The 23,764-nt window shown below is 66.6% G+C and carries 17 protein-coding genes and 1 pseudogene; 6 read left to right on the plus strand and 12 right to left on the minus strand.

The features are described 5' to 3' along the window. Nucleotides 1–20: 20 nt before the first annotated feature. The 8 genes from uvrC to ASF72_RS15700 form a co-directional block, all read right to left on the minus strand. Complete coding sequence (uvrC, locus tag ASF72_RS15665) at nt 21–2,078, minus strand: excinuclease ABC subunit UvrC (protein ID WP_056600419.1); 2,058 nt, start codon at nt 2,076–2,078, stop codon at nt 21–23. A gap of 59 nt (nt 2,079–2,137) precedes the next feature. Then, complete coding sequence (locus ASF72_RS15670) at nt 2,138–2,806, minus strand: lysophospholipid acyltransferase family protein (RefSeq protein ID WP_050684803.1); 669 nt, start codon at nt 2,804–2,806, stop codon at nt 2,138–2,140. Beyond that, entirely contained in the window at nt 2,793–3,509 is a 717-nt protein-coding gene (locus ASF72_RS15675) for an HAD family hydrolase (protein ID WP_056600420.1), read from the minus strand. The genes ASF72_RS15670 and ASF72_RS15675 overlap by 14 nt, the downstream gene beginning before the upstream one ends. Before the next feature lie 69 nt (nt 3,510–3,578). Continuing rightward, entirely contained in the window at nt 3,579–6,503 is a 2,925-nt protein-coding gene (gene uvrA, locus ASF72_RS15680; RefSeq protein ID WP_056600421.1) for an excinuclease ABC subunit UvrA, read from the minus strand. 49 nt (nt 6,504–6,552) lie between these two features. Continuing rightward, the gene (locus ASF72_RS15685; protein WP_050684800.1) at nt 6,553–6,933 is read right to left on the minus strand and encodes a GntR family transcriptional regulator; all 381 of its coding nucleotides are present in this window, start codon (nt 6,931–6,933) and stop codon (nt 6,553–6,555) included. Continuing rightward, a complete protein-coding gene (locus ASF72_RS15690) occupies nt 6,930–8,669 on the minus strand; it encodes an ABC transporter ATP-binding protein (RefSeq protein ID WP_082484344.1) in 1,740 nt (579 codons plus the stop codon). Before ASF72_RS15690 ends, ASF72_RS15685 begins: the two co-directional genes overlap by 4 nt. A gap of 86 nt (nt 8,670–8,755) precedes the next feature. Next, a complete protein-coding gene (locus ASF72_RS15695) occupies nt 8,756–10,510 on the minus strand; it encodes an ABC transporter ATP-binding protein (protein WP_082484347.1) in 1,755 nt (584 codons plus the stop codon). 154 nt (nt 10,511–10,664) lie between these two features. Further along, nucleotides 10,665–11,438 carry a trans-aconitate 2-methyltransferase gene (locus ASF72_RS15700; RefSeq protein ID WP_056600470.1) on the minus strand — a complete coding sequence of 258 codons (774 nt, stop codon included), beginning with the start codon at nt 11,436–11,438 and terminating at the stop codon, nt 10,665–10,667. Between the two features lie 95 nt (nt 11,439–11,533). On the opposite strand from ASF72_RS15700, the gene ASF72_RS15705 reads away from it, so the two are divergent. From ASF72_RS15705 to ASF72_RS15715, 3 genes are all read left to right on the plus strand, one after another. Continuing rightward, nucleotides 11,534–14,077: a DEAD/DEAH box helicase gene (locus tag ASF72_RS15705; protein WP_056600424.1), complete on the plus strand. Its 2,544-nt coding sequence runs from the start codon at nt 11,534–11,536 to the stop codon at nt 14,075–14,077. Between the two features lie 79 nt (nt 14,078–14,156). After that, a complete protein-coding gene (locus ASF72_RS15710) occupies nt 14,157–14,657 on the plus strand; it encodes a GNAT family N-acetyltransferase (protein ID WP_056600425.1) in 501 nt (166 codons plus the stop codon). Continuing rightward, nucleotides 14,650–15,993, plus strand: coding sequence for an alpha/beta fold hydrolase (locus ASF72_RS15715; RefSeq protein WP_056600426.1), 1,344 nt, complete (start codon nt 14,650–14,652; stop codon nt 15,991–15,993). Before ASF72_RS15710 ends, ASF72_RS15715 begins: the two co-directional genes overlap by 8 nt. Here the strand turns inward: ASF72_RS15715 and ASF72_RS15720 are convergent. The 4 genes from ASF72_RS15720 to coaE all read right to left on the minus strand — a co-directional run bounded on the left by ASF72_RS15720 (nt 15,979) and on the right by coaE (nt 22,051). Next, a complete protein-coding gene (locus ASF72_RS15720; RefSeq protein WP_056600427.1) occupies nt 15,979–17,310 on the minus strand; it encodes an MFS transporter in 1,332 nt (443 codons plus the stop codon). The genes ASF72_RS15715 and ASF72_RS15720 overlap by 15 nt on opposite strands. A 97-nt stretch (nt 17,311–17,407) precedes the next feature. Next, nucleotides 17,408–18,430: a TerC family protein gene (locus tag ASF72_RS15725; RefSeq protein ID WP_056600428.1), complete on the minus strand. Its 1,023-nt coding sequence runs from the start codon at nt 18,428–18,430 to the stop codon at nt 17,408–17,410. A gap of 210 nt (nt 18,431–18,640) precedes the next feature. Next, on the minus strand, nt 18,641–20,755 hold the full coding sequence (gene uvrB, locus ASF72_RS15730) for an excinuclease ABC subunit UvrB (protein WP_050684792.1): 2,115 nt from the start codon (nt 20,753–20,755) through the stop codon (nt 18,641–18,643). An 81-nt stretch (nt 20,756–20,836) separates the two neighbouring features. Beyond that, nucleotides 20,837–22,051 (minus strand): dephospho-CoA kinase, encoded by a 1,215-nt coding sequence (coaE, locus tag ASF72_RS15735; protein ID WP_056600429.1) that lies wholly within the window; start codon nt 22,049–22,051, stop codon nt 20,837–20,839. 70 nt (nt 22,052–22,121) lie between these two features. On the opposite strand from coaE, the gene ASF72_RS15740 reads away from it, so the two are divergent. The 3 genes and pseudogenes from ASF72_RS15740 to ASF72_RS20620 all read left to right on the plus strand — a co-directional run. Further along, nucleotides 22,122–22,814 carry an IMPACT family protein gene (locus ASF72_RS15740; protein ID WP_056600430.1) on the plus strand — a complete coding sequence of 231 codons (693 nt, stop codon included), beginning with the start codon at nt 22,122–22,124 and terminating at the stop codon, nt 22,812–22,814. After that, nucleotides 22,804–23,304, plus strand: a complete 501-nt coding sequence (locus ASF72_RS15745; protein WP_050684789.1) for a GNAT family N-acetyltransferase — start codon at nt 22,804–22,806, stop codon at nt 23,302–23,304. Before ASF72_RS15740 ends, ASF72_RS15745 begins: the two co-directional genes overlap by 11 nt. A 97-nt stretch (nt 23,305–23,401) precedes the next feature. Then, a pseudogene (locus tag ASF72_RS20620) lies at nt 23,402–23,764 on the plus strand (HNH endonuclease); the annotation flags it as partial.

The raw sequence follows: 23,764 nt of genomic DNA on the forward strand, positions 1-23,764 counted from the left end.
ACCCCCGGACTTTACCCTAGCTAAGTTTCGAGGATTTCGCCGGTGGTCATGTTGATGGCGGGCAGGTCCGGAGCCTCAGTGCCGCCGGCCGCAAAGTGGGCCATGATGGCACCGGCCAGGGCCGGGCCAACCCCGTTCGCTCCGGTCAGTTCAGCGGCCGTCGCGGCCTTGATGGCCTTGACGGACCCGAAGTGGGCCAGCAGGGCCTTGCGTTTGGCGGCACCAAGGCCCGGAACGGCGTCCAGGGCGGACACCGTCATCGCCTTTCCCCGCTTTTGCCGGTGGAAGGTGATGGCGAACCGGTGCGCCTCGTCGCGGATCCGCTGCAGGAGGTACAGGCCCTGCGAGGTCCGGGGCAGGATCACCGGGAAGTCACTGTCCGGCAGCCACACCTCTTCAAGCCGCTTGGCCAGGCCCACCACGTACACGTCGTCGACGCCGAGGTCAGCGAGGGCGCGCGCGGCGGCGTTGACCTGGGGCTTGCCACCATCCACCACCACCAGGTTGGGCGGGTAGGCGAATTTGCTCCGCGGGGCGGGGGTGGTGGAGTCGTCCACTGTGGTGGTGGTTTCCGGGGCGTGTTCCGTGCCGGCCGCTTCCGTGCCGGCCGCTTCCTCGCCGGCAGCCGGTGCCGGGACGGCCGCCGCGGCCAGGGCCGCCTCGGTGACCTGGGCTGTTTTGTCCTGGAGGTAGTAGCGGAAGCGGCGCGTCAGGACGTCGTGCATGGCGGCCGTATCGTCGGAGGCCGCGGGGCCGGTGATGGCGAACTTGCGGTAGTCCGACTTTTTGGGCAGGCCGTCCTCCACCACCACCATGGAGGCCACCACGTTGGTGCCCTGGACGTGCGAGACGTCGTAGCATTCGATCCGCAGCAGGGCCACGGGCAGGTCCAGGGCTTCCTGGAGTTCCTGCAGGGCCTGCGACCGGACGGTGAGGTCACCGGCCCGGCGGGTTTTGTGCAGCCGCAGGGCATGTTCGGCGTTTTCCCGCACGGTGGACATCAGGGCTGCCTTGTCCCCGCGCTGCGGCACCCGGATGTCCACCTTGGCGCCGCGGATCCCGGCCAGCCATTCAGTCAGGTCACCGGCATTGCTGGGTTCCACGGGGACCAGGACTTCGCGGGGCAGCCGGCCATGGGTGTCGCCTTCCTCGCCGTAGACCTGCTGCAGCAGGTGCTCCACGAGGTCGGGGGTGCTGAAATCCTCCACCTTTTCCACCACCCAGCCGCGCTGGCCGCGGATGCGTCCGCCGCGGACGTGGAAGACCTGCACGGCGGCTTCCAGTTCGTCCTCGTGCAGGGCGAAGATATCGGCGTCCGTCTCCTCCGCCAGTACCACGGCGTTGCGCTCAAAGACCTTCCGGAGGGCGGTGATGTCGTCGCGGAGCCGTGCTGCGTGTTCGTAGTCCAGCTCCGCCACTGCGGCCTGCATCTGCTTTTCCAGCTTGGCCGTGAACCGTTTCGCTTCGCCGCCCATAAACGCGCAGAAGTCCTCGGCCAGCGCGCGGTGGTCTTGCGGTGAAATCCTGCCCACGCACGGCGCCGAGCACTTGTCGATGTAGCCCAGCAGGCAGGGCCGGCCACTGGCTTCGGCGCGCTTGAAGACGCCTGCGCTGCAGCTCCTGACGGGGAAGACCCGCAGCAAAGTGTCCATGGTTTCCCGGATGGCACCGGCGGTGTAGGGACCGAAATACCGGGTCCCTTTGCGTTTGTCGCCGCGCAGCACCTGGACGCGGGGATACTTCTCGCTGAGGGTGACAGCCAGGTACGGGTAGGTTTTGTCGTCCCGGAACACCACGTTGAAGCGGGGCTTGAATTCCTTGATCCAGGTGAACTCGAGCTGCAGCGATTCGAGCTCGCTGCCCACCACCGTCCATTCGACGCTGCTGGCGGCATGGACCATGGCGTAGGTCTTGGCCGGCAGGCCCGCCGGGTTGGCAAAGTACGAGTTCAAGCGTGAGCGGAGGTTCTTGGCTTTGCCAACGTAGATGACCCTGCCGTGCGGATCGCGGAACCGGTAGACACCGGGGTTTATGGGGATTTCTCCCGTCCGGGGCCTGTAACTTGCTGGATTTGCCACCTGTCCAGTCTACTGAGGCCCGGCGGGTGCCGGGGACACCGCCGTGCCCCCGGGCAGGCTTACTCGGCGATCTTGCTCTGGTTGTAGCTGGTGGAGCGTTCCTGTCCGCTGAGTTCGGCGATGGCGTCCATGATCCGGTCCGTGACCTGGCGGCGGGCCGGCAAAGAGTGGTCCGGGCCGGTTTTATCGAAGTACAGCGGCTCCCCCACCTTCATGGTGAAATGCTGGGGCCGGACACCCTTCTCCCCGGCGCGCTGCAGGTTCTCGGTGCCGATCAGGCCCACCGGGATCACGGGTGCACCGGTGGTCAGCGCCAGCCAGCCCACACCGGTGCGGCCGCGGTACAGGATGCCGTCGCGGGAGCGGGTGCCCTCCGGGTAGATGCCGATGCCTTTGCCGGCCTCCAGGATGTCCATCAGCGTTTTGAGGGCCTGGACGCTGGCTGCCTGCTCCCCGCGTTCCACGGGAATGGACCCGACGGATTCGAAAAAGGCCTTCATCACGCGGCCCTTGACGCCCCGCGTGGTGAAGTACTCGGCCTTGGCGAAAAATGCGACGGGCCGGGGCATCAGGGCCTGGACAATAACGCTGTCGAAGAAGGACAGGTGGTTCGGCGCCACGATGAACGGCCCGTCAGTGGGCACGTTTTCGAGCCCGATGACGGTGGGCCGGCAGGAGCCGCCGATCAGGGTGCGGGTGGTCCAGCGGACGGCGTCAAACATTTCCATCGTTGGTCACCTCACTCATGGCGGCGGAGTGGATGGACTCGAGGCGGTCGACGGCGGCGGCCAGGGCGTCGGCGTCCTGCACCACGGTCACTGCCCCGGCAAGGTCCAGCTCGCCGTCGGGCGCGAATCCCCAGGCAACACCGATGCAGTCAAGGCCGTTGGCGATGGCACCGGCGACGTCCTGCGCCCGGTCCCCCACCATGATGGCGTGGTGCGTGCCCAGGTCAGCCAAGGCAGCCGCGATGATTTCGGTTTTGCCCAGCGGGACCCCGGCCACAGCCGTTTCGTCATCCGCGGAACCGTGGATGCCCTTGAAGTACCCGTCCAGGCCATGGTGCGCCAGCACGGTGCGCGCCAGCCCCTGCGGCTTCTGGGTTGCCACTGCCACCGGCCGGCCGGCGGCCGCGTAGGCGCCCAGCAGCTCCCGGACCCCCGGGTAGACCCGGCCCTGGCCGATGCCCGTGGCCACGTAGTACTGCCGGTACCGGGTGATCACCTGGTCCAGCAGGTGTTCGGGTACGCCGGCTACGTTCAGCAGGGAATCACTGAGCTTGGGGCCGATCATGGCCTCCAGCAGGTCCTGGGCCGGGACCGGAAGTCCCAGCCCGCCCAGGGCGGCGGCAATTCCGTCGGTGATGCCGCCGGCCGGATCGACAAGAGTGCCGTCCAGGTCAAAGATCACGGGCACTGTTGTTTGAGTCACCGGGTTAGTTTCTCACGACAGCACTCATGCCTGAAACTCCCATGCCGATACCGGAATACTTCCGCCGGATCAGCCGAGGATTTCCGCCAGGAACGCCGCTGTGTGGCTGGTGGTCGATTTGGCCACCTGCTCGGGTGTTCCGGTGGCCACAATCTGGCCGCCGCCGGAACCGCCGTCGGGCCCCAGGTCAACCACCCAGTCGGCACTCTTGATGACGTCCAGGTTGTGCTCGATGGTGATCACGGTGTTGCCCTTGTCCACCAGTCCCTGCAGGACCATCAGCAGTTTCCTGATGTCCTCGAAGTGCAGGCCGGTGGTGGGCTCGTCCAGGACGTAGATGCTTCGGCCGTTGGACCGCTTCTGCAGCTCCGCGGCAAGCTTGACGCGCTGCGCCTCGCCGCCGGACAGTGTGGTGGCAGGCTGACCCAGCCGCACGTAGCCCAGGCCCACGTCCACCAGGGTGCTCAGGTGCCGGGCGATGGGTGTGAACGCCGCGAAGAACTCGGCGCCTTCCTCGATGGGCATGTTCAGGACATCGGCGATGGTTTTGCCCTTGTAGTGGACTTCCAGGGTTTCCCGGTTGTACCGGGCTCCGTGGCAGACCTCGCAGGGGACGTAGACGTCCGGCAGGAAGTTCATTTCGATTTTCAGGGTGCCGTCACCCGAGCACGCTTCGCAGCGGCCGCCCTTGACGTTGAAGGAGAACCGGCCGGGAAGGTAGCCGCGGACCTTGGCCTCAGTGGTCTCGGCGAAAAGCTTGCGGATGTTGTCGAACACGCCGGTGTAGGTGGCGGGGTTGGAGCGCGGGGTGCGGCCGATGGGGCTTTGGTCCACGTGGACCACCTTGTCCAGGTGCTCAAGTCCCTGGACGCTCTTGTGCCGGCCGGCCACCTGCTTGGCGCCGTTGAGCTTGTTGGCCAGCACCTTGTAGAGGATCTCGTTGACCAGGGTGGACTTGCCGGAGCCGCTGACCCCGGTCACGGCCGTGAAGAGGCCCAGCGGGAAGGCCGCGTCCACGTTGATGAGGTTGTTCTCGCGGGCGCCCACCACCTTGAGTTCCCGCTTGCGGTCATACTTGCGGCGCTTTTTGGGTACGTCGATCTTTTTTCGGCCGGAGAGGTAATCGCCGGTCAGGGACTCGGTGTTGGCCAGCAGGTCCTGGTAGGAACCCGAATGGACCACCTGGCCGCCGTGCTCCCCGGCGCCGGGCCCGATGTCCACGATCCAGTCGGCCACGTGGATGGTGTCCTCATCGTGTTCCACCACGATCAGGGTGTTGCCCATGTCGCGGAGCCTCGTGAGGGTGTCGATCAGGCGGCGGTTATCGCGCTGGTGCAGCCCGATGGAGGGTTCATCCAGGACGTAGAGGACACCCACCAGGCCGGAACCGATCTGCGTGGCCAGCCGGATGCGCTGCGCTTCGCCGCCGGACAGCGTGGCGGAGGGCCGCTCCAGGTTCAGGTACTCCAGGCCGACGTCCAGGAGGAAGGTCAGGCGTGCCTGGATCTCCTTCAGCACCTGGTGTGCGATCTGGGCTTCGCGGCCGGTCAGCACCAGGTTGTTCAGGAACTCGGAGCAGTCCCGCATGGGAAGGGCCGCCACTTCGGCAATGGACTTGCCGTTGATCAGCACCGACAGCGACGCCGGGTTGAGGCGGGCGCCGTTGCAGGCGGGGCAGGGGATCTGCCGCATGTATTCCTCGTAGCGGTCCCGGGCCCAGTCCGAATCCGTCTCACCGTGCTTGCGGTGGACGTACTGGATGGCACCTTCAAAGCCGGTGCTGTATTTCCGTTCGCGGCCGAACCTGTTTTTGTACTGCACCACCACTTTGTGGTCCTTGCCGTGCAGGACCGTCTGGCGGACGTCCTTGCCAAGCTTTTCCCAGGGGGTGGTCATGGAGAACCCGAGTTCCGTGGACAGGCCTTCGAGCAGCCGGTTCCAGTATTCGGTGGTGGCGGTGCCCAGCGACCAGGGCGCGATGGCACCTTCAGAGAGGGACAGTTCGCCGTTGGGGACGATCAGTTCCTCGTCCACTTCAAGCCGGGTGCCGATGCCACTGCAGGCTGCGCAGGCGCCGAAGGGGTTGTTGAAGGAGAACGACCGCGGCTCGATCTCGTCGATGGCCAGCGGGTGCTCATTGGGGCAGGCGAGGTGTTCGGAGAAGGCACGGATCCGGGCGGGATCATCGGCCTCCAGGTTCACGAACTCCGCCAGGACACGGCCTTCGGCGAGGCCCAGGGCGGTTTCCACGGAGTCGGTGAGCCGCTGGCTGATGCCATCCTTGACCACCAGCCGGTCCACCACCACCTCGATGGTGTGCTTGTACTGCTTGCCGAGTTTGGGCGGTTCGCTGAGCTGGATGAGTTCACCGTCAACGCGGGCCCTGGAGTAGCCCTTGGCCGTCAGCTCCTTGAACAGGTCAACAAACTCGCCCTTGCGTCCGCGGACCACCGGCGCCAGGACCTGGAACCGGGTGCCTTCGTCCAGCTCCAGGAGCTGGTCAACAATCTGCTGCGGCGTCTGCTTGGCTACAGGCTCGCCGCAGACGGGGCAGTGCGGGCGGCCTACGCGGGCCCAGAGGAGGCGCATGTAGTCGTAGATTTCGGTAATGGTGCCCACCGTGGAACGCGGGTTCTTGCTGGTGGACTTCTGGTCGATGGAGACCGCCGGGGACAGCCCCTCGATGAAGTCGACGTCAGGTTTGTCCACCTGGCCCAGGAACTGGCGTGCGTAGGCGGACAGCGATTCCACGTAGCGCCGCTGGCCCTCGGCGAAGATGGTGTCGAACGCCAGGGACGATTTGCCGGATCCGGACAGCCCGGTGAACACGATCATGGCGTCGCGGGGAAGGTCAAGGTCCACGTTGCGAAGGTTGTGTTCCCGGGCGCCCTTCACCACCAGGCGGGAAAGGTCCGGCCGCTGCACGGAGGCAGCAGGGACGACGGCGGTGGAATCGTTGGGGACGGCTGTTTCTTCAGCTACGGCTTTAGGCACTTACCAATGCTAATCGAAAACTTCTTCGAATATCCACGTGATGCTGCGCTCACCCGGCGTCGTAGGCCGCCGCCAGCAGCTTCACGGCCTCCGCGAAAGTGGCGCCCTGGCTCCTGGCAGCAGCTGCGTAGGCTGCGGCTGCGGCGGACAGTCCGCCCAGGCGTTCGTCCGGCGCGCACACCACGGTGCCGTTCCGCCCCCGGGTGGCCACCACACCGGCCGACTCCAGCTCCTTGTAGGCCCTGGCCACGGTGTGCGGTGCCACGTCCAGGGCGCTTGCCAGTGCACGGACGGCGGGCAGCCTGGCCCCGGGCGCCAATGCGCCGTTGTCCACCTGGTGGATGATCTGGAGCCGGAGCTGGTCGAAGAGCGCCACGGTGCTGGCGGTGTTGGGCAGCCACGTACCGGGAAAGGTGTTGTCGGGACTCACAGCCCGGGCTCCAGGACTCCGGGCCGGATTTCGCGGGAAGCGAACTGCGCGCGGTAGAGCCCGCTGTAGTAGCTGTTTGCAGCCAGCAGGTCCTCGTGGGTTCCCTGCTCAACAATCCGTCCGTGGTCCATGACCAGAATTAGATCAGCGTTCCGGACCGTGGACAAACGGTGGGCAATCACAAAACTGGTCCGGCCGTGCAGCAGCCGCTTCATGGCCTGCCTGATCAGCAGCTCCGTCCTGGAATCCACGGAACTCGTGGCTTCATCCAGCACCAGGACCTCGCGCCCTGCAAGCTGGGCGCGGGCGATGGTGATCAGCTGGCGCTGGCCGGTGCTAAGCGGCTCGCCGCCGTTTTCCAGGATCGTGTCGTAACCCTCCGGCAGGGACCTGACGAACCTGTCCACGTGCGCCGCGTCCGCCGCGGCCTGGATGTCTGCCGGGGCGGCCCCGGGCCGGCCGTAGGCGATGTTTTCGTGGATGCTGCCTGCGAACAGCCAGGCGTCCTGGAGCACCACACCGAACCGCTCCCGCAGCCTGTCCGGTGGCAGGGTGGCGATGTCAACACCGCCAATGGTGACCCGGCCGGACCCGGGTTCGCTGAACCGCAGCAGCAGGTTGACCACGGTGGTCTTCCCGGCGCCGGTGTGGCCCACAATGGCCACTGTTTGGCCCGGTTCCACGGTGAAGGCCAGGTTCCGGACGGCCGGCGCAGCGTCCGGGTAGCCGAAAGTGACGTTCTCGAAGGCGATGCGGCCGTCCGGTACCTTGCGGGCGTTCGGAGGGCGGCCGCTGTCCCGGCGCTGTGCGGGGCCGGGGACTTCGCCGGCGTCCAGGAGGTCAAAAACGCGGGCGGCGGAGGCGACGCAGGACTGGATGAGGTTCAGGAGGCCGCCGATCTGCCCCACAGGCTGGGTGAAGAGCCGACTGAACTGGATGAACGCCTGGATGCCGCCGATGGTCATGGAGCCCGCAATCACCTGGAGCGCACCCACCACTGCCACCGCAATGTAGTTCAGGTTGGAAATTAGCACCATCAGCGGCTGGACCATTCCGGCCGAGTATTGGGCCCTGGTGGCCGAGCGGGCAAGTTGGTCGTTGCTGCGGCCGAACACCTCGGCGGCGCGGTCCTGGTACCCGAAGGCCTTGATGACCTCGTGGCCGGAAATGAACTCCTCCACATGGGCGTTCAGCACGCCGGTCTCATTCCATTGCCGGTCAAACTGTGCCTGGGACCGGCGGGCCACCAGGACGGTGACCAGGGTGGACAGTGGGATGGTGGCCAGGGCGATGACCGCCAGCAGCGGGGAAATCCAGAGCATCATGGCCAGGGAACCCACCAGCAGCAGGCAGGAGGAAATCAGCTGGGTGAGGAGCTGGTTCAGGGCCTGGGCAATGTTGTCGATGTCGTTGGTTGCCCGGCTCAGCACGTCGCCGCGGGAGCGGTCAGTGAAGTAGCCGGCCGGCAGCCGGTGCAGCTTGGCCGCGACGGATTCGCGCAGCCCGTACATCAGGCCCTGCACCGAGCGTGCTGTCAGCGCCCCCTGGATCCAGTTGAAGAGCGAGGCGAAAATGTACATCCCCGCCACCAGCGCCAGCAGCCCGGCCAGCCGGACCTGGTCCAGCCGGCCGCTCATCAGCCCATCAACCACTGCGTCGGTGGCGTCGCCCAGGAACTTCGGGGCTGCGACGTTGAATCCGGCGAACGCGCAGGTAGCTGCCACGGCGCCCGCCATCCTCCGCCGGAAGGGCCGCAGCAGGCCCAGCAGCCTGCCCGCGGTGGGCCAGAATCCGGGCTCCTCTCCCCCGCTGCCGCCGGCTGTCACTGCCGGCCATCCAGGGCAAGCTGCGATTCCGCGATTTCACGGTAGGTGGCGGACCCTGCCAGCAGTTCAAGGTGCGTCCCCTGCGCCACCAGGTGCCCGCCGTCGAGCACCAGCACCAGGTCAGCGGCCTCCACCGCCGAAATGCGCTCGGCCACCACAATCACGGTGGCCGTGGACAGGTTGGACTGGAGTGCTTCGCGCAGCCTGACGTCCGTTGCATAGTCGAGGGCGGAAAAGCTGTCGTCGAACAGGTAAAGCGGCGCCTTCCGGAGCAGCGCCCGGGCAATGCAGAGGCGCTGCCGCTGCCCGCCGGACAGGCTGGTGCCTCCCTGGCCCACGCGTGTCTCCAGGCCATGGGGCAGGTCCCGCATGAACCGCATGGTCTGTGCGGTTTCCAGCGCCGCCCACAATTCACTGTCTGTGGCCTCCGGCGCAGCCACCCTCAGGTTCGCGGCGATGGTGCCGGAAAAGAGGTGTGAGTGCTGAGGGACGATGGACATGCTCCGGCGCAGGCCATCCAGCGGCAGGTCCTTGATGTCCGTGCCGTCGAGGCTGATCCGGCCGCTTGTGGAGTCCAGGAAGCGGGGCACCAGGTTCAGGAGGGTGGACTTGCCGCTGCCGGTGGATCCCAGGATGGCAGTGGTGGTTCCGGGCGCGGCCGTGAAGGAGATGCCGGCGAGGACCGGAGCCTCAGCACCCGGGTAGGAGAAGCCAACGTTGTGGAACTCGACGGCGGCGGCACGGGACGGTGTCTGCAGGTGGCGCGCTGCCGGAAACCTGCGGGGCGCGGTGGCGGCCGGGCCGGGATCGGTGACCGACGGTTCGGCGTCCAGGACGGCGGTGATCCGTTCTGCGCAAACGGCGGCCCGGGGTGCGGTCATCAGGACGTACATGGCCATCATGATGGCCAGCAGGATCTGCAGGATGTAGGCGATGAACGCCGTTAATGCGCCAAGGTTCATCTGCCCGGCCTGGATCCGGTGCCCGCCGAACCAGACCACGGCCACGGAGGAAAGGTTGACCACCAGCATGATCAGGGGCAGCATCCCGGCGACCAGCAGCGCGGACTGCAGGTTGTTGGCCGTGAGCTTCCTGTTCACGCCGGCGAACCGTTGGACCTCATGGTCCTGGCGGACAAACGCCCGGATGACCATGGCGCCGATGATCTGCTCGCGGAGGATGCCGCCGGCGCGGTCCAGGAAGTCCTGGCCTTCGCGGTACAACGGGATGAGCCGCCGGACGATCAGATACATGATCAACACCAGCAGCGGCACAATGGCGATCACCACTGCGGACAGGCCCGCATCCTGGTGCAGGGCCAGGGCGATGCCGCCCACTCCCATGGCCGGGGCCGCGAAGAACATGGTGAACACCAGCAGCGCGAACGCCTGGATCTGCTGGGTGTCGTTGGTGGCGCGGGTGGTGAGGCTTTGGGCTCCGAACAGGGCCACATCCTGGGAGGACAGGGCTTGGATCCGGTCGAAGATGCGGGCCCGCAGGCCGTGCCCGATTTTCATCGCCACCACGGCGCCGAGGTACCCGGCAGCGATGGCGGCGGCGGCCTGGACGGCGGCGACGGCGGCCATCACCAGGCCGAGGCGGGAAATCACGCTGACGTCGCCCGCCACGATGCCGTCATCGATAATCGCGGCGTTGATGGTGGGAAGCAGGAGCGTGGCGCCGGCCTGGACCAGCTGCAGGAGGAGCAGGGCGACCACGGCTGCTTTGTGGCCCTGAAGGAGCCGCCCCATCAACGCAATCAGCAAGGAACCTCCAGTGCAGGTCGAATGGCTGGGGTGGGCGGTAGCCTCCATCCCTCAACCATTCCGTCATTGTAGGGCACATCACATTCGACCGGTGTCATATCGCGTGACCGGTCTTGTAGAGGCTGGCGCTGCGGCTGCCTCAGCCGTTCTTTTGGCCGACGGCGAAGATCCTGCGGAAGGGAAAGACCGTGCCGTGTTTGCCCGGCGGATAGGCCTCGGCCAGCAGGGCAGCGTATTCGGCCTCGAACAAGGCGCCCTCTTCAGCGGGCAGTGCAGCCATGACCGGCCGCAGAGCCGTGCCGCGGACCCATTCAAGGACGGGATCGGCACCCGGCAGCAGTTGCTGGTAGCTCGTTTCCCACGCATCGGCGGTGAAGCCGGCATCAAGCAGCAGGTCCAGATACTCCGCCGGCTCCCCCACCGACTCGCCGCCCCGCAGGACCCCTGCGAGCTGGGGGGCCCAGCGCTCCGACGCGGCGAGGCCGCGCATCAGGGTATGGGAGGGCGCGTTGAAGTTGCCGGGCACCTGCATGGCGAACCAGGCCCCTGGTCGGAGTGCGGCAAGCCAGGTCCGCATGAGGTCCTGGTGCCCCGGGACCCATTGCAGGGCGGCGTTGGTCACCACCACGTCCGTCCCGGCCGGGGGCCGCCAGCCCGCGATGTCGCCCTGCTCAAACCGCAGGCCGCCGGCGGCCAGGCCCGCCGCCTTGGTGAGCATGTCCGGGGAGGAATCCAGGCCCACCACGGTCGCAGCCGGCCAGCGTTCCGCCAGCGTTGCGGTGAGGTTGCCGGGCCCGCAGCCCAGGTCCACCACCTGCTGCGGGGCCTGGGCGTGTACCCTGCCGGTGAGGTCGAAGAACGGGCGGTCCCGGTAATCGCCGAATTGAACATACTTCGCCGGATCCCACTTCATGTTTTCCTCCAGTTTCTGGTGCTGCAGCAATGCTGCCGAGCCTAGCCCGGCCGGAACGGATTCCGGGGCGTACCGGGGCACTAAGCTGGAAATCAATGAAACTCGTTGACCAGCTGACTGATCTTTCCGCTCTGAACCCGGCTGCCGCCGTCGACCCCGATGACCTGTATTCGCGGTTCGTTGAATGGACGCAGGCCAGGGGCCTGGCGCTGTATCCCGCGCAGGACGAGGCCATCATGGAGCTCGCCACCGGGGCCAACGTGATCCTGGCCACCCCCACAGGTTCCGGTAAGTCCCTGGTGGCCATCGCCGCGCATTTCCAGGCGATGGCCCAGGGCCGCCGCAGCTACTACACGGCGCCCATCAAGGCTCTGGTGTCCGAGAAGTTCTTTGCCCTTTGCGAGATCTTCGGCGCGGAAAACGTGGGCATGGTCACCGGGGACTCCGGGGTGAACCAGGACGCACCGATCATCTGCTGCACCGCGGAGATCCTGGCGAACGTGGCGCTTCGCGAGGGAACAGCCGCGGAGCTGGGCACCGTGATCATGGACGAGTTCCATTTCTACTCCGACCCGCAGCGCGGCTGGGCCTGGCAGGTCCCGCTGCTGGAACTCCCCCAGGCACAGTTCCTCCTGATGTCCGCGACGCTTGGCGACGTGGCCCGGTTCGAGGACGGACTCACGGAGCTGACCGGCCGGCCCACCACCACCGTGAGCTCCGCCGAGCGGCCCATCCCGCTGCACAACTACTATCACCAGACCCCGGTGCACGAGACCCTTGAGGAACTGCTCTCCACCCGACAGGTCCCCGTGTACGTGGTCCACTTCAGCCAGATCGAAGCGATCGACCGGGCCCAGACGCTGATGAGCATCAACGTCTGCAGCCGCGAGGAAAAGGACAAAATCGCGGAGCTGATTGCCGGCTTCCGGTTCGCCGCCGGCTTCGGGAAGACCCTGAACCGGCTGGTCCGCCACGGCATCGGCGTGCACCACGCCGGCATGCTGCCCAAGTACCGCCGGCTGGTGGAACAGCTCGCCCAGGCAGGACTGCTGAAAGTCATCTGCGGCACGGACACCCTTGGTGTGGGCATCAACGTGCCCATCCGCACCGTCCTGTTCACCGCCCTGAGCAAGTACGACGGCGTCCGCACCCGCCTGCTGAACTCCAGAGAGTTCCACCAGATTGCCGGCCGGGCAGGCCGGGCAGGCTACGACACCGCCGGGACCGTGGTGGTCCAGGCGCCGGAGCACGTCACCGAAAACGTGAAGGCCATGGCGAAAGCGACCGCCAAGTTCGGCGATGACCAGAAGAAGCTGCGCCAGGTGGTCAAAAAGAAGCCGCCGGAGGGTTTTGTCTCCTGGGGCGAACCCACCTATAAACGTCTCGTCGAGTCTGTTCCTGATCCACTGGGTTCCAGCTTCACGGTGACCCACGCCATGCTGATGAACCTGATGGAGCGGCCGGGCGACCCCTTCACGGCCGCCCGCCGGCTGCTGACGGAAAACCACGAGCCCAGGTCCTCCCAGCTCCGGCTGATGAAGAAGGCGCTGGGGATTTACCGGGAGCTGCTGGCGGCCGAGGTCATCGAACGCATCCCCGTGCAGGAGCAGGGCCCGGACGGCCGAACAGTCCGTTTGACCGTGCACCTGCAGGCCAATTTCGCCCTGAACCAGCCGCTCTCCCCCTTTGCACTTGCTGCGCTGGAGCTCCTGGATCCGGAGTCGCCGTCGTACGCCCTGGACGTGGTGTCCGTGATCGAGGCGACCCTGGAGAAGCCGCGCCAGATCCTTTCCGCCCAGCAGAAGAAGGCCCGCGGCGAGGCTGTGGCGGCCATGAAGGCCGACGGGATCGAATACGACCAGCGGATGGCGATGCTGGAGGAGGTCACGTATCCGCAGCCCCTTGCCGAGATCCTGGGTGAAGCGTTCGAGGTGTACCGGAAGGCGGCACCGTGGGTGGGCGATTTCGAACTCGCCCCCAAGTCCGTGGTCCGGGACATGTACGAGCGGGCCATGAACTTCGGCGAGTTCGTCCAGTTCTACGGGCTGGCCCGGTCCGAGGGCATTGTGCTGAGGTACCTGTCCGACGCGTTCAAAGCGCTCCGGCAGACGGTGCCGCAGGACATGCTGCGCGAAGACCTGGAGGACCTGGTGGCGTGGCTGGGTGAGATGGTGCGCCAGGTGGACTCGAGCCTGCTGGACGAATGGGAGGAGTTGGCCGCCGGCAACACGCTCACCCCGCACGACGCTCCGCCGCCGCCGCCTCCGCTGCTGACCGCCAATATCCGGGCTTTCCGGGTGATGGTGCGCAACGAGATGTTCCGCCGGGTGGAACTTTTCGCGGACGAAGATGCCGCTGCGCTGGGCCTGCTGGACGGCGCTGCCGGCTTCGATGCGGACCGGTGGGAGGATGCCCTTGACGATTACTTCGACGAGCACAACGACATCGGCACCGGCCCGGATGCCCGCGGACCCGGCCTGTTGATCATCACCGAGAAACCCGGCACGTGGAAGGTGCGGCAGATCTTTGACGACCCCGCCCGGAACCACGACTGGGGCATCTCCGCCGACGTGGACCTTGCGGCTTCGGACGAGGCCGGCACCGCGGTCCTCACCGTGACGGCCGTGAACCGCCTGTAGGACCTGGCGCCTGTAGGACCTGGCGCGCGGCACCCGTTGCCCGGCGCGTCCTGCGGTATCACGGCGGTAAGCTCGAACAATGAGTGTAATCCGCGCCGCAAACCAGCATGATGTACCTGCAATCCTCCGGATGATCCACGAACTGGCCGACTACGAAAAAGAGCCTGACGCCGTCCGGAACACCCCGGAAATGCTGCAGGAGGTCCTGTTCGGTCCGGACCCGCGTGTCTTCGCGGCCATCGCGGAAAACGCGGCCGGCGAGGTCCAGGGGTTCGCGCTGTGGTTCCTGAACTACTCCACCTGGGAAGGTGTCCACGGAATCTACCTGGAGGACCTCTACGTCAGCCCTGCCGCCCGCGGCGAAGGCCACGGCAAGGCCCTGCTGCAGCACCTTGCAGGGATCGCCCTGGCCAACGGGTACGCCCGTGTGGAGTGGAGCGTCCTTGACTGGAACGAGCCGTCCATCAACTTCTACCGGAGCCTCGGCGCCCGCCCCATGGACGGGTGGTCCACGTTCCGGCTCACCGGTGCGGCCCTGACGCAGTTCGGCACGGCCGTCCCGGCAGCGGTCAATGGCTGACGCGGCCGTGACGGCTGTCGGGCCTGCCCGCACCGCGGGCCACCAGGTCAAGGCGCGGCACGAGTACCGCGGCATGCGGACGGTGGAGCACTACTTCACCGTGCCGCTGGTGCACGGGACTGACTCGGAAACCATCACCGTATTTGCCCGGGAGTACGTTTCCACGGCGCACACCCCCCAGGAAGCGGAAGACCTGCCCTGGCTGCTGTTCCTGCAGGGCGGCCCCGGCGGCCGTGGCAACAGGTTTGCGTCCCTGGGCGGCTGGAGCAAAGCCGCTGCCAAGGATTTCCGGATCCTGATGCTGGACCAGCGCGGCACCGGCCTGTCCACGCCGATCGACCGGAATACGCTGGCGCTCCAGGGCGACGAGGCAGCGCAGGCCGCCTACCTGGAAAACTTCCGTGCTGATTCGATTGTGGCCGACGCGGAACTCATCCGGAACACGCTGGGCTCGCCGGCCTGGAGCATTTTTGGCCAAAGCTACGGCGGATTCTGCGCCCTGACCTACCTTTCGTTTGCGCCGCAGGGCCTCAGGGAAGCCCTGATCACCGGCGGGCTCGCTCCCCTGTCAGTACCTGCGGAGGACGTCTACCGGGCCACCTTCCGGCGCGTGGCAGCCCGGAACGCGCAGTACTTCGGCTGGTACCCGGAAGACCGGGACACGGTGGACCGGATTGCCCGGCACCTGCGGAGCACTGCCGAAACGCTGCCGGACGGCAGCGTCCTCACCGTTGAACGGTTCCAGATGGTGGGCTCCTTCCTGGGAGGCAACACCCGGGTCGACGCGCTGCACCACCTCCTGGAAGATGCGTTCGTCGCGGCCGACGGCGGCACCCGCCTTTCGGACGCCTTCCTCGAGCAGGTGCACGGCATCGTTTCCCGCCGCTCAAACCCGCTGTACGCAGTGGTGCACGAATCCATCTACGGCCAGGGTTCAGCCACCGCGTGGGCCGCCTGGCGGGTCCTCGCCGAGTACCCGCAGTTCCGGCCGGACGCCGACCACGTCCTACTGACGGGCGAAATGGTCTACCCGTGGTACTTCGACCAGGACCCGGCGCTGCAGCCCCTGCGCGGCGTCGCGGAACTGCTGGCGGCGAAGGAGGACTGGGCGCCGCTGTACGACGTCGACCGGCTGGCTGCAAACACGGTGCCCGTGGCTGCCGCCGTGTATGCGGAGGACATCTATGTGGACCGGGACTTGTCCCTGGGCACCGCCTCAGCCGTCCGCGGGCTGCAGGTCTGGGAGACTGCAGACTTCCACCACGACGGAATTGCCGACGACGGCGAAGCCATTTTCGGCCGGCTGCTGGGAATGGTCCGGTCAGTCCGGCGCTGACTGCCTGCGCCGCGCTGCCAGCGAGAGGAAGGCCACGGCCAGGACACCTGCCCCGATCACTGCGCCCAGCATGTTCAGGCCCGGATAGCCTGCCCAGCTGAGCACAAGCCCGGAGACGGCACCACCCACCGCACCGGCGGCGCCCATCAGCATGTCGGACACCCCCTGGACCACCACGCGGGAGTCCGGGTCCACACTTTCGGCCAGGAGCGTGGACCCGGCCACCGTGGCCGCCGACCAGCCCATGCCCAACAGCACGAGGCCCACGGCTACGGCGGTGGTGGAGCCTTGGCCGAGGCCGGCCACGGCCGCCGCGACCAGCAGCAGCGTAAGCCCGATCATGATGGTTTGGATCCGGCCTGCCCGGTCGGTCAGCCAGCCCATCACCGGCGAGAGTGCATACATGCCGGCGATGTGCAGGGAAATGGTGAAGCCAATGACAACCAGAGCGTCGGCTGACGCATGGTGCCCGGCCTGCGAGGCGGCGGGTCCTTCCACCACGTGCTGCAGGTGCAGCGGCGTCATGGACATGATGCCCACCATTACCGCGTGGGCGGCGACAACCGCGGCAACGGCCAGCCGGGCACCCGCGGAGCCCTGGATGGCCCGGAAACCCCTGGCCAGGGACCCTTTTGCCCCCACGGGATCTTCAGCTTTGGCGGGGGCGCGGGGCACGGCGGCGGCAAGTTCCCTGGTCAGCTGCAGCGGGTCCGGGCGGAGTCCGGCGAAGACAATGACGACGGCGACGAGCAGGCCGGTGCCTGAGATGACGAACGGTCCCGCGGTGGACGGCAGGCCCAAGGCCAACCCCACCGCGGCACCGGGCCGGATCAGGTTCGGTCCGGCAACGGCACCTACTGTCACTGCCCACACCACAGTGGACAGCGCCTTCCCCCGGCTCCCGGCCGCCGCAAGGTCCACGGCGGCAAACCGTGCCTGCAGGCCTGCGGCCGAACCCACGCCAATTCCAGCCGCACCCAGCAGCAGCAAAGGGAACAGGCCGGTCACCGTTGCCAGGACCATCAGGACGGTGCCGCCAAAGGCAGTCAACAGTCCGGCCACCTGGCTGATCCGCCGGCCGCTCCGGTCTGCCAACGCCGCCAGGGGAACGGCGGCCACGGCTGCACCGAGGGTCATGGCGGTGGCCACCACTCCTGCCCAGGCGCTGGACCCGGAGAGCTCCACGGCGAGGATGGAGCCGATGGAGACCGTTGCTCCTGCGCCGATGCCGCCGAAGACCTGGGCGGCGGCCAGCAGCGCCACCGTGCGCTGCTGGACCCGGCGCACGTCGGGGTCCGAGGGGGTTCTGGCGGCCATGCTGGAAGCATAGCCCCAGCCCTCGGCGCATGGCGTTTAAAGCAGCAATCCCGGCTGGGGTGCGGCCGGGATTGCTGTGGTGCGGTGGGTTCGGGTGTTACTCGCCGTGGCTCTTGCGGGCGTCTTCCTCGAGCCGCGGGTCCACATGGGCATCCTTGGCTTTGGAGCTCAGCAGGCTGGCAACAACGGCAATGATGATGGTGCCGACGATGACTGCGAGGGACACAAAGGTGGGAATTTCAGGGGCCCATTCGATGTGGTTGCCGCCGTTGATGAAGGGCAGCTCGTTCACGTGCATGGCGTGCAGGACCAGCTTGACGCCGATGAACGCCAGGATGAACGACAGTGCGTGCTTCAGGTAGATCAGGCGGTTCATGAGGCCACCCAGCAGGAAGTACAGCTGGCGGAGGCCCATGAGGGCGAACAGGTTTGCGGTGAACACAATAAAGGGGCTCTGCGTGAGGCCGAAGATGGCCGGGATGGAGTCAACGGCAAACAGCAGGTCGGTAAGGCCGATGGTGATGAACACGATCAGCATCGGGGTGAAGACCTTTTTGCCGTTCACGGTGGTGCGCAGCTTGCCTTCATCGAATTTCTCCGACATCGGGATGATCTTGCGGATCCGGGCGATGAGCGGGTTTTCCTTGTCCTCCTCGTCCTCACCTTCGTCCTGTGCCTGCTTCCAGGCGGTCCACAGCAGGAACGCACCGAAGATGTAGAAGACCCAGCTGAACTGTTCGATCACAATGGCGCCGAGCAGAATGAAGATGCCGCGGAGGATCAAGGCGATGATGATGCCCACCATCAGGACTTCCTGCTGGTACTTTCGGGGTACGGAGAACCTGGCCATGATGATGATGAAGACAAAGAGGTTGTCGATGCTGAGGCTGTACTCCGTGACCCAGCCGGCCACAAACTGGCCGCCGAATTCAGGGCCGGTGAAGAAGAACATGGCACCGGCAAACACCAGCGCGAGGCTGACGTAGAAGGCCACCCAGAGGCCGGCCTCCTTCATGGAGGGTTCGTGCGGACGACGCACCACCAGGAGGAGGTCAATCAGGAGGATCAGGCCGAGGATGACAAACGAGCCAACCTCGAACCATACGGGCAAATCGAGCACAGGTAGCCTTTCGCAGGGTACGGAAAAGTCGTGTAAGTCTCTCCGGCCTGCCGATGCACTTGGTGCTGATGTGGCGGCCCGCTACGCCCGGCGGGGCAACCATGCCCTGCGTGTTGACGATCGTAGCACTCGGGATACTCCCCTACGCGACGTTAACTGTAACCCAGACCGGCACCAAAGGACCCCGGCCCACCCAAGATGCCGTGGCGGTCAGGCGTGCCCGGCTGCCTGCATCTGGCGCAGTTCCTTCTTCAGCTCACCGACTTCGTCGCGGATCCGTGCGGCCACCTCGAACTGAAGATCGGCGGCTGCGCCATGCATCTGCTCGGTGAGCTGTGCGATCAGCCCCACCAGATCCTCGGCCGGCGCCGCAGCGAGCCCGTCCGCGCGGACCTGGGCTGAGCCCTTCTTCGCGCCGCCCTTGTTTGCCCCCGTGATCCCGCGCTTGCCCTTGCCGTAGTCGAAGCTGCCCAGCAGCGCATCGGTGTCGGCGTCTTCCTTGGCGAGCTGGTCGGTGATGTCCGCGATTTTCTTCCGCAGCGGCTGCGGGTCGATGCCACGTTCGGTGTTATAGGCCACCTGGATGGCACGGCGCCGGTTGGTTTCATCGATGGCGTGCGCCATGGAGTCCGTGATCCGGTCCGCGTACATATGGACCTGGCCGGAGACGTTGCGGGCGGCACGGCCAATGGTCTGGATCAGCGAGGTCGAGGACCGGAGGAAGCCTTCCTTGTCCGCATCGAGGATGCTGACCAGGGACACTTCGGGCAGGTCCAGGCCTTCCCTCAGCAGGTTGATGCCCACCAGGACATCGAAGCTGCCCATCCGGAGTTCACGCAGCAGTTCCACCCGGCGGAGGGTGTCCACGTCCGAGTGCAGGTACTCGACCTTGATCCCGTGCCCCAGGAGGTAGTCCGTAAGATCCTCCGCCATGCGCTTGGTGAGGGTGGTGACCAGGATGCGTTCGTTTTTCTCTACCCGGGTCCGGATCTCGCCCAGAAGGTCGTCGATCTGGCCCTTGGTGGGCTTGACCACCACCTCAGGATCGATCAGGCCCGTGGGCCGGATGATCTGCTGCACAAAGCCGTCCGCCTTGCCCAGTTCGTACTTGCCGGGGGTGGCGGAGAGATAGACGGTCTGGCCTACCCGGTCCAGGAACTCGTCCCACTTCAGCGGCCGGTTGTCCATGGCGGACGGCAGCCGGAACCCGAAGTCCACCAGGTTGCGCTTGCGGGACATGTCGCCTTCGTACATGGCGCCGATCTGGGGAATGGTCACGTGTGATTCGTCCACCACCAAGAGGAAGTCGTCCGGGAAGTAGTCGATCAGGCAGTGCGGTGCGGTGCCGCGGGCGCGGCCGTCGATGTGGGAGGAATAGTTCTCGATGCCGTTGCAGAACCCCATCTGCTGCATCATTTCAAGGTCGTAGGTGGTCCGCATCCGCAACCGCTGGGCCTCGACGAGTTTGTTCTGGCTCTCCAGCACCTGGAGCCGTTCGGCAAGCTCATCCTCGATCCGCTTGATGGCGCGGGCCATCCGCTCGGGTCCGGCCACATAGTGGGAGGCGGGAAAGACGTACATTTCGTCCTCTTCCCGGAGCACCTCACCGGTGAGCGGATGGAGGGTCTGGATGTTCTCGATTTCGTCGCCAAAGAATTCGATCCGGATGGCGAGTTCCTCGTACATGGGGATGATTTCCACGGTATCGCCACGGACGCGGAACGTGCCGCGGTGGAAGTCCATGTCATTGCGGGCGTACTGCATGGAGACGAATTTGCGCAGGAGGTCATCCCGGTTCATTTCGGCACCCTTGCGCAGGGTCACCATGCCGGCGATGTACTCTTCCGGCGTGCCCAGGCCGTAGATGCAGGACACCGTGGCCACCACGATGACGTCGCGGCGGGTGAGGAGCGCGTTGGTGGCGGAGTGCCGCAGCCGCTCGACTTCCTCGTTGATGGAGGAGTCCTTCTCAATGAAGGTGTCCGTCTGGGCCACGTACGCTTCAGGCTGGTAATAGTCGTAGTAGGAGACGAAGTACTCCACCGCATTGTTGGGCAGCAGCTCGCGGAATTCGTTGGCCAGCTGCGCGGCAAGGGTCTTGTTCTGCACCATCACCAGGGTGGGGCGCTGCACCTGCTCGATGAGCCAGGCAGTGGTGGCGCTTTTACCGGTACCCGTGGCGCCCAGGAGCACCACGTCCTTCTCGCCGTTCTTGATACGTTCGGTGAGCTCCTTGATGGCCGCCGGCTGGTCGCCTGCAGGTTTGAACTCGCTGATGACTTCGAAGGGCGAAACAACACGGTTTATTTCCTGCGCAAGGCTCATGCTTCTAATCTACAACCGGGCACCGACAGTCAGGCTGCCAGTCCGTTACCGGCGAACATCCGGTGCCCGCCCGGACAGCCATCAGGGAGTGTACGACGGCGGCGCCCAGCCGGAGCGGGCAGCCCATTCGGTCATCCGGGGCCAGGCTTCGTCCGTGAACCACGGCTCTTTCGCCTCGGCATAGCCGCGGGTGGTGCCGGCGCCGGCGAACTGGTTGGCCAGCACGTTTTTATGCTCTGCATAGCGGGCAGCGGCCCCGGGATCGGCGCGGAGCCAGTCGCGGAACATCAGGGCATAGCGCCATCCCGGCGAATTCACGGCACGGACGTGGACGTTGACGTCGCGGCCGGGGTCCGCGTTGGCATGGAAGCGCTTCTGCCACCGGGCGCTGTCAGTCTCGGGGGGTTTGGGAGTGTCGCGGTTGACGCCGGGGACCCGGGGGAACCCGGCGGCGGCCAGGAGTTCCGCGATCCGATCCGCTGCGGCAAGGTCGGGGACGGTGACCTGGAGGTCGATGACGTCCTTGGCACCGAGCCCAGGAACGGATGTTGAACCGATGTGGTCCACGGCCCGGATCTCATCCGGCGCGGCCGCCCGGATGCGGCCGCCCAGCCGGGCGGCCTGGAGTGGCCAGCTGTCCCGGTACGGCTCCTGCACCGGACCGCTGTTTCGTGAGGCCCGGACACCCGCGGCGAGGTTGTGCGCAAAGGGCAGCAGGCGGTCCGCCCACAGCCTGTCCACCCGATCGAGGACATCCCCACGCCCGCCCGAGTTGTCGAGGACCACATCTGCAGCCGCCAGCCGTTCATCCCGGCTGGCCTGGGCGGCCAGCCGCGACCGCGCCTCCATCTCCGTCATCCCGCGGTGTTCCACCATCCGCCGCACGCGCACTTCTTCCGGTGCCTCCACCACCAGAACCAGGTGGAAGGCGCTCCCCTGCCCGGTTTCCACCAGCAGGGGAATGTCCTGGACCACTACAGAACCTTCGGGGGCAGCTGCCACGAGTTCCGCGGACCGGGCCCGGACCAGCGGATGGACGATTCCATTTAGGGCCGCCAGGCGCCCGGGCTCACCGAACACCACGGCGCCCAGCTTGGCCCGGTCCAGCCGGCCGCCGTCGTCCAGCATGGCCGCCCCGAACTCAGCAACGATGCGCCGCAGCCCCGGAGTCCCCGGCTCCACCACCTCGCGGGCCAGGGCGTCGGCATCCACCAGGACGGCACCCAATTCCCTCAGGCGCGTGGCCACCATGGACTTCCCGGAGGCGATGCCGCCCGTCAAACCGATTTTCAGCACACTTCAACACTATCGCCGTGGCCGGGCAACCCCCGGGACCCGGCCCCGCTGCCCGTACTACACTTGAGCGGTGCAAGAGCAGGAGAGCCGCGCCACCCGGTACACCACGCTGGCGGCAGGCGACGGTTTCCGGCACGAACTGGAGATCCGCCGGTCCCGGTTCATCACCGTCCTTCGGCGGACGCCTGACGAAACTGCGGCCAGGGACCTCGTGGCCGAATTGCGCCGCGAATTCCACGACGCCCGCCATCACTGCTCCGCCTTTATTGTGGGTCCGGACCGGACCGTCCAGCGTTCCAACGACGACGGCGAGCCATCCGGAACCGCCGGTGCTCCCATACTGGAAGCGCTGGCGAAAAGGGAGACGCTGCCCGGGGTGACGGACCTCAGCGACGTTACAGCCGTCGTCGTCCGCTATTTTGGTGGTGTGCTGCTGGGCGCCGGGGGCCTGGTCAGGGCATATTCGGAGTCTGTGTCCACGGCGCTGGCACTGGCACCTCTGACGCACAGGAACCGGCTGCGGATCTGTTCCACCTCCGTGCCGCCGGGGCATGCGGGGCGGCTGGAGAATGACCTGCGGACTGCGGGGTTCACCCTGGGGCAAACCGCATACGGAGGCAGCCACACCATCCTGCGACTGGCCCTCCCGGACGACGCGGAGGCGATCGACGCCGCCAACCACCGCCTGCAGTCGCTGACGGCCGGAACCGCGACCCTGACGCTCGAAGGAACCGAATGGGTGGACACTGCGCATGGCAGTTGAACTCGCAGATGTGGACGAATCGGTCCTGACCGGCCTGTGGGAACTCGCGGTGCGGGACGCGGCCCCGGACGAGGTGACTCCCCCGCTGGGCGGTCCGGGCTGGAACCACGAACGGCATGAGTGGTTTTTGGCGTACCACCGTTCGGCGACCGGCCTGGATGGCCCGTCCGGCGAGAAATCGTGGGCTGTTATGGCCAACGGGGAGTTAGCAGGATCCGTGCGGCTCAAACGGATTCCGGCAGCCGAAGCCACGGGCGCCGGGGCTGGGGAGGCCGAAACCGGGATCTGGCTGGGCAGGAGTTATCGGGGCCGGGGCATCGGGTCGGCAGCATTGGCGCTGGTGCTGGCTGCAGCACGGGCTGCCGGCGTGTCCCGCTTATCCGCTTCGACCACCGGGGGGAACGTCGTTGCGCAGCACCTGCTTGCTGCGGCCGGGGCCACTCTTGAACCCGATCCTGAGGGAGCGGTGAGCGCCGGGTTCGTCCTTTAGCCGGGTGCTTTCCCTACCGGCTGTTGATGTCACGTGTGCCTTTGGGGAACGTTTCAAGGTCCCCTGGATTGTCGTAGGGTGCTGGGAGAATTCAGGTATGGAAAGGCCCCAGGATTACCTGACGCCGACGACGCCGAGTGGCACCGCCGCTTTCCACGGTGCGGGAGTGCAGGGCATGGTTGCCGGGGCTGGTTCGGTGCGGCCAGCCGCCCATGGGGCCGGGGTGCAGGATTTGGTGGCCGGGGTGCGGTCCTTGCGTCCGGCGGCCACGGGTGCGGGCCTGATTGACCAGATCCGTGGGTTGGAGGACCTGAAATCCACTGCGGCCGCGGCGCAGGCCCGCCTTAGCATCGCCTTTGACCACCTCGAACGGCAGCGCCAGGCCGGGGCCGGGGTCCCCGCCGCAGAGCAGGGCCAAGGCGTCGCGGCGCAGATCGCGTTGGCCCGACGCGAATCCCCC

It is taken from the genome of Arthrobacter sp. Leaf141 (assembly GCF_001424565.1).
Lineage (GTDB): Bacteria > Actinomycetota > Actinomycetes > Actinomycetales > Micrococcaceae > Arthrobacter.

Excerpts from the sequence above, each read along its gene's own strand:
- ASF72_RS15695 (WP_082484347.1), bottom strand. The coding sequence starts at position 10,510 with ATGGGGCGGCTCCTTCAGGGCCACAAAGCAGCCGTGGTCGCCCTGCTC.
- ASF72_RS15715 (WP_056600426.1), top strand. The coding sequence starts at position 14,650 with ATGGCTGACGCGGCCGTGACGGCTGTCGGGCCTGCCCGCACCGCGGGC.
- ASF72_RS15705 (WP_056600424.1), top strand. The coding sequence starts at position 11,534 with ATGAAACTCGTTGACCAGCTGACTGATCTTTCCGCTCTGAACCCGGCT.
- ASF72_RS15745 (WP_050684789.1), top strand. The coding sequence starts at position 22,804 with ATGGCAGTTGAACTCGCAGATGTGGACGAATCGGTCCTGACCGGCCTG.
- ASF72_RS15690 (WP_082484344.1), bottom strand. The coding sequence starts at position 8,669 with ATGGCGGGCGCCGTGGCAGCTACCTGCGCGTTCGCCGGATTCAACGTC.
- ASF72_RS15710 (WP_056600425.1), top strand. The coding sequence starts at position 14,157 with ATGAGTGTAATCCGCGCCGCAAACCAGCATGATGTACCTGCAATCCTC.
- ASF72_RS15670 (WP_050684803.1), bottom strand. The coding sequence starts at position 2,806 with ATGGAAATGTTTGACGCCGTCCGCTGGACCACCCGCACCCTGATCGGC.
- uvrB (WP_050684792.1), bottom strand. The coding sequence starts at position 20,755 with ATGAGCCTTGCGCAGGAAATAAACCGTGTTGTTTCGCCCTTCGAAGTC.
- ASF72_RS15700 (WP_056600470.1), bottom strand. The coding sequence starts at position 11,438 with ATGAAGTGGGATCCGGCGAAGTATGTTCAATTCGGCGATTACCGGGAC.
- ASF72_RS15720 (WP_056600427.1), bottom strand. The coding sequence starts at position 17,310 with ATGGCCGCCAGAACCCCCTCGGACCCCGACGTGCGCCGGGTCCAGCAG.